Below are 11,841 nucleotides of genomic sequence, written 5' to 3'. Positions count from 1 at the left end.
CACGGCTCTTTGGGCCGTGGGGAAGGGGGATGGAGAGATATTTTGGGGGGCGCGCCGGGCCCCTTTGGCGCCTGGCTCGCCCCCAAACTCTCCATAGGACAGCGGAAGAAGCGCCAGCGGGACCGTGCCAGCCTGACGGGCCACGTCCCAAAGCGGGGAGGGCCAAGATGACAGGTCTAAGGCCAGATGAGACGGTTTTCATCATACTCTCCTTTGAAGGACCGGATCCTTACGCGCAGGCGGGCGGGCTGGCCGTTCGGGTGACGCATCTGGCCGAAACACTGGCCCAGCATGGATTCCTCACCCATCTCTTCTTCATCGGCGCCCCCGATGCCCCCGGCGAGGAAAGCCGCTTCGATGATCGATTGATCCTGCATCGCTGGTGTCAGTGGATCAGCCGCTATCACCCCGCAGGGGTCTACGATGGGGAGGAGGGCAAGCGGCATGATTTCACCGCGACGGTGCCTCCTTATTTGCTGGAGCATGTGATCCGCCCCGCCTTAGAGGCCGGCCGTCTCCCTGTGATCCTGGCCGAGGAATGGCAAACGGCGGAGGCGGTGATCTATCTCGATGAACTCCTCCGCGCCCGTGGGTGGCGGGAGCGATGTGTGATCTTCTGGAACGCCAACAATACGATGTCCTTCCATCGGATCGATTGGGGCAGGCTGAGCGCCGCTGCCCAGCTGACTACGGTCAGCCGCTACATGAAGCATCGGATGTGGGAGTTGGGTGTCGACCCACTGGTGATCCCGAATGGGATCCCCTGCGCCTTGCTAGAGCCCGTCCCGCCGGAGCAGATCTCTGCCCTCCGCCAAGCGCTGGGCGTGGATGAGCGCACTGTGACGCTCTTTAAAGTGGGTCGTTTCGATCCAGCCAAACGCTGGCTGTTGGCCGTCGAGGCGGCGGCCCGATTGAAGGCGATGGGCTATCGAGTGGTTTTCCCATTGCGGGGTGGGATGGAACCCCATAGGGAGGAGGTGTTCGCACGCGCCCGGGCGCTGGGTCTAACGGTGGCGCATCTCCCGGGCTCACCGGCTGCATGGGAGGATTTGCTCAGGATTCTCCACGAGGCACCTTCTGCGGATCTCTATTCTTTTGGGTTCCCATTGCCTCAAGAATGGCTGCGTCCCTTCTATGCAGCGGCCGACGCAGTGTTGGCCATCAGCGGCCATGAGCCTTTCGGATTGGTTGGGTTGGAGGCGATGGCGGCGGGCGGCCTGGTGTTCACGGGTGTCACTGGGGAAGAATACGCCATGGATGGCCAGGGTGCGATCGTGTTGGATACCAATCGGCCGGAGGAGATCGTCCTACGCTTGTTGGATCTCCGGGCGGAGCCCGCTCGGGCTGAGGCCCTGCGGGAGCTGGCCCGACGGCGGGCGGCCGACTTCACCTGGCCTCGCGTTCTGGAACTTCTGCTGAAGAAGGTGGCTTTCGTTGCCCAGGCCAACGGCGCCCTTCCCTGGCCCAAACCGGTATTCTCCCGTCCCGACGGTCGGGTGCGGGATGTGGTCATTTATACCGTCGTCCATCAACCTCGTCGGCTTCGTCTGCCCGCTCAGCCGCTCCCCCGAGGAGCTCCTGCGGATGTCCTGGCCCAAGGCCTCTTCGATGAGGCGCTCAATGAGCGTTACTTCCGGCGCGTTGCCCAGCGCTGCTATTATCCAGCGATCGCCCGCTTTGAATCCTTGCTGAATGCTGGATTCCGGTTGGCCATTGGATTCACCCTCACGTTTCTAGAACAAGCTCAGCGCTGGGATGAGGAGCTCCTGGATCGCTTCCGGGAGCTGGTTCGTCACCCCCATGTCGAGCTGGTGGTCGCTGAGCCGCGGCACAGCTTGATCTTTCTCTGGGATATCCGTTGTTTCATCCAGCGCATGCAGTGGGCCGCCGATCAATTGGAGCGCCTGTTCGGCGTCCGACCCCGGGTGGCGGACACGACCGAGATGATGATGTCCCCCGCGATTTACCATGCGCTCGATCAGGCGGGCTTCGACGGTGCTTTCTTGGATGGCCGGCCGTGGGTCATGGAATGGCGCCAGCCCACTTATCTCTACCATCACGGCCGCGGGCGTTTGAAACTGCTGGCTCGCCATTACCAGCTCAGCGATGATGTGGGCTACCGGTTCTCGAACCGGGGCTGGGAGGGCTGGCCGCTTCTGGCCGATCGTTACGCGGAATGGCTGGCACAACATAGGGGGGATTTCATCGTCTTGGGTTGGGACTTCGAGACCTTTGGGGAACACCATTGGGAGGAGACAGGGATCTTCGCGTTCCTCGAGGCGCTGCCTCAAGAAGTGATGCGTCGAGGTCTGTGTTTCCGAACTCCCAGCGAGATCATCGCCCGTTATGGCTCTCGCAGCTTTGACCTGCCGTTGCCCGCTTTCACCAGCACATGGGCGGGCAGCGGGGGCCTGGAGTTCTTCCTAGGCAACAGCGCCCAGTGGGCGGTTTTCCGGCTGATGCTGGAGGCCTATCAGATGGCGTGTCTCACGGGGGATCCCGAGATCATTGAGCTGGCCCTCTATATGGCCCAGTCAGACAATCTCCACGTGCTCCAGTGGGTGGGTCGTTCCGGATCCGAAGCGGAGGTCTCCGCTTATTTCACCCCCGCCGAATGGTGGGCACTTGGGCCGGACCGGATCGTCTGGGAGGTTCAGCAGGTTTACAAAAATTTCATCGCCGCGTTAGAGCCCCGTACCCGTCGGTAAACCGCTGAGGGCTTTGTTGAGTAGGGGGTTGGGGGCCTCCTCGGCGATCCCCATCCCCAAGGGTTTTCTCCTCCTTCGCGGCAGCCCTTCGGGCTGCGGGGAAATGGTGCTTCCTCGATCTCCAAAAGCTCCTTGAGCGCAATCCGGGCATTCGCTCAGAATGCAAGTTCCTCACCCCCGATCTCTGCTCTCCCCTCGACTTCTGACCGAAGGGGAATAGAAAGCGGCGGCCGGCGGAGCGCCCTTCCTTCTCCCGTTCACTCCAGAGGCTCTACAATCTCATGGATGTGGATGAGCGCTGGCTGATCTCCTGACTCCTAAGGTTGCCGGGAGGGATCTTTGTCCCGCGAGCTACTGAAGCGATTGAAGGGCCTGCTGGAGGAGGGCGGGTATGAAGCCCGATTGGTCGGCGGGGCCGTGCGGGACCGGGTGATCGGTCGGGAGCCGAACGATTTCGATGTGGTGGTGGTCGGACCGGCGCTGCGTCTCGCCCGCGCCCTGGCCGATCAGATTGGGGGATTCTTTTACATCCTCGATGCCCGCCGGGAGTTCGGTCGCGTGGTCTGGCAGGATCCTTATGGCCGCCGATTCTATGTGGATCTCACCCCACGGGACGGCGAGTCCTGGGAAGAGGATCTCCGGCGACGAGATTTCACCATCAACGCGATGATGGCGGATCTCGACACATTCCTCCAGGCTGATCCGTTGATCCCCTTCGACCCATTGGGCGGGCTCGAGGATCTGCAGGCCGGTCGGCTTCGACTCTGCGCCCCGGACGCCTTTCGTCGGGACCCCGTGCGGATTATCCGGGCGATCCGCCTGGAGGCGGAGTTCGGGTTGCGGATGACCGGGGAGGCTGAGGGAGCACTCCAGGAGGCTCTTCCCCGGCTTTTCACCGCCGCGTCGGAGCGGATCCGCGAGGAGCTCATGAAAACCTTCGGGATCCCTCCGGTCGTCCGCAGCCTGCGCCGGATGGAAGCGTTGGGGATCTTGGAGAGGATCCTGCCGGAGGTCTGGAACTTGCGGGGTGTGGCGCAAAGCCCTCCACATGTCTGGGATGCTTATGAGCACACCTTGCGGGCCGTTGCCGCGATGGAGCGGCTGCTGGGGGCTACGGTGGAGACCTCTGAGTTGCAGGATCTCCCATCGCGGTGGGCCGAAGTCGAGGAAGCGATGGCCCCATGGCGGGAGAAGCTGGCGGCCCGCTGGGCAGAGGAGGTTGCCGTAGACCACCCCCGTCGGGGGCTGCTGCTTCTGGCGGTGTTGCTCCACGATATCGGCAAGCCGGCGACCCGGACGGCCGAGCCGGATGGGCGCGTCCGTTTCATCGGTCATGAAGCCGTGGGCGCCGAGGCGGCGGCTCGCCGCCTGGAAGCGCTCCGCTTCAGCAACGATGAAATCCACGAGGTCGAGGCCTTGATCCGCCACCATATGCGGCCCCAGGGGCTGGCCCGGGGACGGCTCACGCCGCGGGCAATTTATCGGTTTTTCCGGGATCTAGGGGCGTTGGGGGTGGACCTGGTCTTGCTCGCGCTTGCGGACACGTTGGCCGTCTGGGGCCCTACCTTGACCGATGCGATCTGGAAGCCCCGTCTTCATGTGGCGCAAATCCTGTGGCAGGCCTTCTTCGAGGCTCCGGAACGCTTCGTTCGGCCGATCCCTTTGATTCGTGGAGACGATCTCTTGGCGATGGGCGTGCCAGAGGGTCCGCGGCTCGGTCGCATCCTGGAGGCGGTCCGGGAGGCCCAGGCGGCCGGTGAGGTCACCACCCGTGAGGAGGCCTTGGCCCTCGCTCGGAAGTTGATGGATGAGATAGGCTGAGGCCGTCGGAGGCTTCGGGGGTCGGAGGCTGTCGAAAGCGGTCCCCAACCCATGGGGGTTTCTCTCCTCCATGGTTAGCCCGGCAACGAACCTGGGGAGGGCCACCGCCACGGAAAGGGCGGCAGGGCGTAACTGGATCTCTTCAGCATCGGTTATCTTTAACAAGCAGGGTTAGTGTATTTAAGACCTGCGTCCGGCGATGGGAGGTTCAAAGCGCTGGTACATGCCCCTGTAGCGGTCGGGCTAACCATGCCGATTCGCATGGTTAGAACAGTCTTGCCACATAACCTGCACATCATTTAGAATTAAATGCACGGTTGATTTCCTCGTCGGGCTCGGGAGTTGGAGCCGAGCGCCTTCAGCGCCTGGCTCCAGCCCCAGAACCTTTTGGACCGTGGGAAAGGAGCGGGAAGGGGGGTGGGGTCCTTCCCCTTTCGCTTGCGGGCTCCGAACGACATAAAAATAATCGGTCTTCCCGAGCGCATCCCCCAAAACAGAAGACGCAACAGGAGAATCGATGAGCGCTCTCATTTTATACATTGAGGATAACTTCGAGAACCGGTTACTGGTTCGGCGGATCCTTGAAGCGGAGGGATATCGGGTGGTGGAGGCAGAGGATGGGCCCAGAGGCCTGGAGATCGCCCGCTCGCTGCGCCCCGATTTGATCCTGGTCGACCTCCATCTCCCCGATATCGACGGATACGAGCTGGTCCGTCGTTTCAAACAAATGCCTCATCTCCGTGGAGTCCCCATCATCGCCCTCACGGCGGATGTGATCCGCGGCACACGGGAACGGGCGCTGGCCACCGGATGCGACGGCTACATCCCCAAGCCGATCGATGTGGATGGATTACCAGGGCAGATTGCTGCTTTCTTGAAGAAGGAGGAGGCCCCCGATGGCCGGTGAAGCCATGAAGCCCTCCACGGATCCCAGAGAAGCCACGATCCTGGTAGTGGAAGATAACCTCCAGAATTTTGTGCTGATCGCCCGCCTTCTGGGTTATCTGGGGGTACGGGATATCCAATGGAAGGCCTCCGGATGGCAGGTCCTGGAGTTCGCAGGGCAGTTGCCGCATATTGACCTCATTCTGCTGGACATCCATCTTCCTTATGAGGATGGCTATGAGGTGCTTCGCCAGATCCGCGCGGATCCGCGTTTCCACGGGACACGGGTGGTGGCGGTGTCGGCGGAGGCAACGGAAGACAACATGCGGCGGGCACGGGAGGCGGGTTTCGATGGGTTTATCGGAAAGCCCATCGACCCCGATGCTTTCCCGGACCAAATCCGACGGGTCCTCGCCGGCGAAGGGGTTTGGACCCTGGGCTGAGGGGGAAGGGGATGATCACGCTGGATTGGGGCTCATGGCCGCTGCGCTGGAAATTCCTGGCCGGTTTCGTCCTCGTTGTCCTGGTGAGCGTGGCCGGGACGACGGGGGTGGCTTCACGGTTGCTGGGGAATGCCCTTCGGGGGCGGATCGCTGAGGAATTTCAGGGGATCGCGCGGACCCAACGGGCAGCTTTGGAACAGACTATGTGGCATCAGATTGAAAGCCTGAGCATGGGGGCTGAGGAAGAAGTTCTGATCTCCGAGGCAAGCAAGCATTCCGATCGATACGCAGATCCGGTTCTGAGAGTTTATGCCGTTCAGCAGGAAGAGTTACTGTGGAAGACCCAGCCGACCTCTAGCTTGCGGCGACAAATCCTTCGGGGACCAGCGGCGGAACAGCTCCGTGCGATTCGGAATCGCCTCTCCGGCCATCTGCATCTCCTCCTCACGGATGCCCACGGCATCCTGGTGGCGGCCACCGAGCCCCCCAGCGCCTATCGCTTCGATCAGGAGCCGTGGTGGCAGGCCGCCTGGAACCACGGGAACGGCGCCCCTTACATCAGCACCCTTCAGTTCGACGAGGACCTTCAGACCTCGGTCGTGTATCTCGCGGTCCCGGTCTACCGACCTGATACCCGGCAGGCGGTGGGGGTGCTCCGAAGCGCCTATGGCGCCTCGCAGATCTTCGGGATCCTCAGCCAGTTCCGGACCGGTCGAACAGGACGGGCCCTGCTGTTGGATCGGGATGGCGAGATCCTGATGGACCCCATCGGATTGCTGCATCGGGAGCAGCGGATCACGGCGCTGGGCGGAGAGCTTGGGGTCTTCGCTCAGCCAGAAGGAGTCATGTTCACCCCTGATTGGCTGCTTGCTTATAGCCGGGTGGGCCTGGGGATCGCCCATCGGCTTCCATCCCTTGAGGAGCGTGGATGGATCCTGGCGGTATTGCAGCGCGAGGATGAGGCTTTAGCGCCGGTGGCACGCCTGGGCCGTCAGGCGTTGCTGTGGGCGCTGGCGCTCGGGGGGATTGCGATTGTCCTCTCCTTTATCGCCTCCGCCTCCCTCACTCGCCCCCTCGGGCAGCTGACGGAGGCTGCCCGCCGTCTAGGGGCCGGCCAGCTCCACGTCCGCGTCCCGGTCACCTCGCGGGATGAGCTGGGCGTGCTGACGGAAACCTTTAACACGATGGCGCTCCGCCTGCAGGATCTCTACCAGAACCTGGAGCGCCGGGTGCAGGAGCGCACCTATCAACTTCAAACAGCAGCAGAGATGGGCCGTCTGATCGCTTCGATGTTGGATCTCGATGAGCTGATGCGGACGGCCGTGAACCTGATTCGGGATCGCTTGGGTTATTACCACGTTTCCATTTTCCTGATCGATGAAAGTGGCCAGTGGGCGGTATTGCGGGAATCGACGGGGGAGGTGGGGCGGAAACTGAAAGAGCGGGGTCATCGCCTGGCGGTGGGCAGTCAAAGCCTCATCGGATGGGTGACCGCGAACAGTCAACCGCGCGTGGCCCAGCGCACGGTGGAGGATCCCATCCATTTGAAGAACGAGCTCCTCCCCGAGACCCGCTCGGAGGCTGCTTTCCCGCTGAAGATCGGTGAGCGGGTGATCGGCGCTTTGGACGTTCAGAGCACCCTGGAAAACGTGTTTGACGCCGGCGCCCTCTCCGTGCTTCAGATCCTGGCGGGCCAACTGGCGGTCGCGATCGAGAACGCTCGCCTCTATCAGCAAGCTCAATCCGCGCTGGAGGAGACCCAGGCCCTCTATTTGGCCACCCGGGACCTGACCGCCGCGACCTCAATCGAGGCGGCGGCCCGGGCGTTGCTCGCCCACCTGCCCAGTCATGGAGTCGATCGCTATGTGCTGACCCTGGTGGAGGATCTGGAAGCCCAGGCGGAGAACCGGGTGCTTCAGGCGCGCTTGATCTGGGACCGGGATCGGGGTCTCTTCATGGAGCCTCGGCGGTACACGACGGCGGATCTGTCCATCATCGCCCGTGAACCCGCCCGGGAGCCGATCTTCGTCCAGGATGTGGCGGCCGATCCCTGGTTGGACGAGGTCAGCCGCTCGTTCTACCTGCGACATCGGGTCCGTTCCATTGCCTTCTTCCCCATCTGGTCGGGTGATACTTTCTGGGGCTGGTTGATCGCTCAGGGTGTTAACCGCCCATTGAGGCTGGAAGATGCAACCGTGCGCCGGTTGCAAACGCTGGCGGATACCGCCGCGGTGGTGTTGCAAAACTGGCGCCTCTTTGAGTTGCTGGAGCAGCGATTGCGAGAACAAGCTTTGCTGTATGAAATGGCGGCCTCTCTCGCCGAGGCGTCCAGCTTGGAAGAGGTGCTCTCACGGGTTTGCCGGGCGTTCACCATGGGATTGGGGGCAACCAGCGCTTATGTGGCGCGGGAGTCTCCAGACGGTCAACACTTTATCGCCATCAGCGAATTCTATGCCCCTGAGGCGGCTCCGGAGGAGCGGGTTTCCGATCTGGGCACCTACTATCGTTATGCAGACTACCCCCTTTACGCACGGATGCGGGAGAGCCGGCAACCGGTAATCCTCCGCCGCAGCGAGCTGGAGGCTCAGGAGGCTCCTGAAGCCCGGTTGCTGGCTCAGTATGGTGGGCAAACGGTGTTGTTGATTCCATTAACGGTAGGGGATCGGTATTACGGACACATTGAGGTATGGGACAGCCGGAAGGAGCGCTGGTTCTCGGGTGAGGAACTCCGCCTGGGGATGACCCTTGCGAATAGTGCTGCTCTCGCCCTTCAACGAGCGGAGCTGTTCATGGAGACCGAGCGCCGCGCGCGCCTGCTCCAGGCTGCGTCGGAAGTCAGCCGGATTGCAGCGACGATCCTCGATCCCGATCGCATGATGAGTGAAGCAGTGGAGCTGATCCGGGATCGGTTCGATTACTACTATGTAGGCTGGTTCGTCCCGGGTCTGGAGGGGAAGTGGATGGTCCTCGCCGCCGGGACCGGCGAGCCCGGCCGGATTATGAGAGAACATGGCCATCGGCTGGAGATCGGCGGGCAGTCCATGGTCGGCTGGGCGGCCGCCCACCGGCAGGCGCGGATCGCCCTGGACGTCGGCGTCGAGCCGGTCCGATTCGCGAACCCCTTGCTCCCCCTCACACGTTCCGAGATCGCCCTCCCCATGATCGTGCGGGGGGAGCTCGTGGGAGTCCTGGATATCCAATCCGAGCAGCCGGCAGCCTTCACGGAAGAAGACATCCAGGCCCTCCAGGTGATGGCCGATCAGCTGGCGGCTGCGTGGCAGAACGCCCGGCTCTACGCGCAAGCTCAACATCGGGCTCGGGAGCTGGCGACCCTCCACCGCTTGGCCATGAACTTTTCTCGTTCCCTTGACTTGGTGCAAATCCTGGAGGCTGTGTGCCAGGCCTATGTGGAGGTGCTTGGGGCGGATCATGGCGGGGCGGCCCTATGGGAGAGGGGACGGGACTATGGTGTGGTGGTGGCGGAATATCCCCCTCGCGGTTTCTTGGGCGTTCGGATCCAGATCGACAACGCCTTCACCCGCCAGGTGATGGAAACCGGTGAGCCCCAATGGGCTTGGGATACCCTTCACGATGAGCGCTTGGAGGCGACTGGGCCTCTGCTAGCGAGCCTGGGCATCCGCTCCATCGCTGTGGTCCCCTTGGTCGCGCGGGGTGAGGTGATCGCGACAGTAGGCCTGGATTACATTCGAGCCCCCCACCACTTCACGCCAGAGGAGCTCCGTCTGGCGCAGACGATCGCCCAACAGGCAGCTGTGGCCCTGGAAAATGCACTTCTGTATGAGCAGGCTCAGCGTCAGGCCCGCCGCATTCAGACGGCGGCTGAAATCTCCCGCATCATCGTCAGCGTTCTAGATGTGGAAACGCTGTTACAGCAGGCCGTGGATCTGGTGCGGGAGCGCTTCGATTACTACTATGTGGGAGCCTTTGTCCTGGATCCGTCCGGGGAGTGGGCGATCCTGTGGGCAGGCACCGGGGAGGCTGGCCGGCAGATGGTCGCTCGGGGGCACCGTCTGCGCGTAGGTGGGGAGTCCATGATCGGCCAGGCCTGCGCCCGTCGGCAGCCGGTGGTCGCCCAGGACGTCAGCGAGGCGGAGGCCCGCTACGTGAACCCGCTGCTCCCGGCCACCCGGGCGGAGATGGCCCTGCCGCTGATCGTGGGCGACCGGGTCCTAGGAGCCATAACGATCCAAGCGGATCGTCCCCATGCCTTTACGCCGGATGATCTCACAGTCCTCGGCATCGTGGCGGACAACCTGGCGGTGGCGCTCCAGAACGCCATGCTCTATGAGGAACAGAAGCGCACGGCGGAGCGCTTGCGGGAATTGGATCGGTTGAAGACCCAGTTCATCGCGAACATGTCCCATGAGTTGCGGACCCCACTGAACTCCATCCTCGGGTTCAGTCGGGTGATCTTGAAAGGTATCGATGGGCCGCTGACGGAGGCCCAGCGCCAGGACCTTACAGCGATCTATAACGCCGGACAGCATCTGTTGGGCCTGATCAATGATATCCTCGACCTCTCCAAGATCGAGGCAGGCCGGATGGAGCTCCATTTCGCCGAGGTCGACATGCGAGAGATCATCCGGGGCGTGATGTCCACGGCAGTCGGCCTCACCCGCGACAAGCCCATCGAGCTCCGCCAAGAGGTCCCTGAGGATCTCCCATCGGTCTGGGCCGATGCGCAACGGGCTCGCCAGGTCTTGCTCAATCTAGTCTCCAACGCGGCCAAATTCACGGATCAGGGCTTCATCGCTGTCAGGGCTTGGGCGGATGAGTCCTTCGTGACGATCAGCGTGCAGGACACAGGGATTGGGATTCCCAGGGAGAAACAAGAGGAGATCTTCCGAGAGTTCACCCAGGTGGAGAGCGGAACCACGCGGCGCTATGGCGGGACCGGGCTTGGCCTGGCCATCGCCCGACGCCTGGTAGAGCTGATGGGTGGTCGCATCTGGGTGGAGAGCGAGGTGGGGAAGGGGTCTACGTTCTTCTTTACCCTCCCCCGCGCCCGGCCTCAGCCTCCCGCGGAACGTCGTTCGGGCCACCCTATTGTCCTCTGCGTGGATGATGATTTAAATGTCATCGCCCTGTATCGTCGCTATCTGGAGAAACACGGCTTTCAGGTGGTCGGGCTTGCGGACGCGCAGGACGTGTTGGAGGTCGTTCGTAAGGTCCGTCCCGATGTGATCACGCTGGACATTATGATGCCGCATAAAGATGGGTGGGCGATCCTCCAGGAGTTGAAGAGCGATCCAGAGACCCGTGGGATCCCGGTGATCATTTGCTCGATTGTCGATGAGCGAGGGCGGGGTTTCGGTTTGGGGGCTGCTGAGTATCTGGTCAAACCCTTCACCGAGGAAGAGCTGCTGGAGGCGATCCGGCGGGTGGATGGTCGGCCGGGGCCACTCAAGGTCTTAGTGATCGATGATTCGGAAGCCGATCGCCAACTCATCCGGCGGGTTCTGGAGCGACTGGGTGGCTATCAAGTTCTGGAGGCCTCTGGCGGGCAAGAAGGAACCGCCCTCGCCCGACGGGAGCGGCCCGATTTGGTGATCCTGGATTTGATGATGCCCGAGATGGATGGTTTTATGGTGGTGGAGGCGTTGAAGGAGGATCCGGCCACCCGGGCCATTCCCATCATTGTGCTGACGGCGAAATCGCTGACGGAGGAAGATCGCCGGAGGCTGAACGGACGGATCGAATCTCTGCTTCAAAAGGTGGGCGTGGATCCAGAGGCCCTTCTCGCAGAGATTGTGGAAGTGTTGCAGAAGGCTCAACGAGACCGGGTGGAATAACTGAGGTTACCTTTCACCCCATCCCGGGGATTTGGATGCGGATCAGCTACGGGGAGCGCCAAAGGTCTGCATAGCTTCAAAACCCAAACGAATGAAGCGATACTGCTGCTTCTACGACCGGACGCGCTTTTAAGCGGTTCCCCTGGCCCCCGCAGCCCGAAGGGCTGCGGG

At 62.4% G+C, this 11,841-nt stretch carries 5 protein-coding genes; all 5 read left to right on the top strand.

The features are described 5' to 3' along the window. Positions 1–167: 167 nt before the first annotated feature. Positions 168–2,708, top strand: coding sequence for a glycosyltransferase (locus tag ACFMO5_RS07020; protein ID WP_376792045.1), 2,541 nt, complete (start codon positions 168–170; stop codon positions 2,706–2,708). Positions 2,709–3,047: 339 nt separating this feature from the next. Next, positions 3,048–4,529 (top strand): CCA tRNA nucleotidyltransferase, encoded by a 1,482-nt coding sequence (locus ACFMO5_RS07015; RefSeq protein ID WP_376792044.1) that lies wholly within the window; start codon positions 3,048–3,050, stop codon positions 4,527–4,529. A 517-nt stretch (positions 4,530–5,046) separates the two neighbouring features. Beyond that, positions 5,047–5,436: a response regulator gene (locus tag ACFMO5_RS07010; RefSeq protein WP_376792043.1), complete on the top strand. Its 390-nt coding sequence runs from the start codon at positions 5,047–5,049 to the stop codon at positions 5,434–5,436. Beyond that, entirely contained in the window at positions 5,426–5,857 is a 432-nt protein-coding gene (locus ACFMO5_RS07005; RefSeq protein WP_376792042.1) for a response regulator, read from the top strand. Before ACFMO5_RS07010 ends, ACFMO5_RS07005 begins: the two co-directional genes overlap by 11 nt. Before the next feature lie 11 nt (positions 5,858–5,868). Beyond that, on the top strand, positions 5,869–11,670 hold the full coding sequence (locus ACFMO5_RS07000) for a GAF domain-containing protein (RefSeq protein ID WP_376792041.1): 5,802 nt from the start codon (positions 5,869–5,871) through the stop codon (positions 11,668–11,670). The last annotated feature ends 171 nt before the right edge of the window (positions 11,671–11,841 follow it).

The sequence above is a fragment of the Thermoflexus sp. genome (assembly GCF_042408365.1).
Classification (GTDB): Bacteria; Chloroflexota; Anaerolineae; order Thermoflexales; family Thermoflexaceae; genus Thermoflexus.
This window is presented reverse-complemented; position numbering and strand designations above follow the sequence as displayed.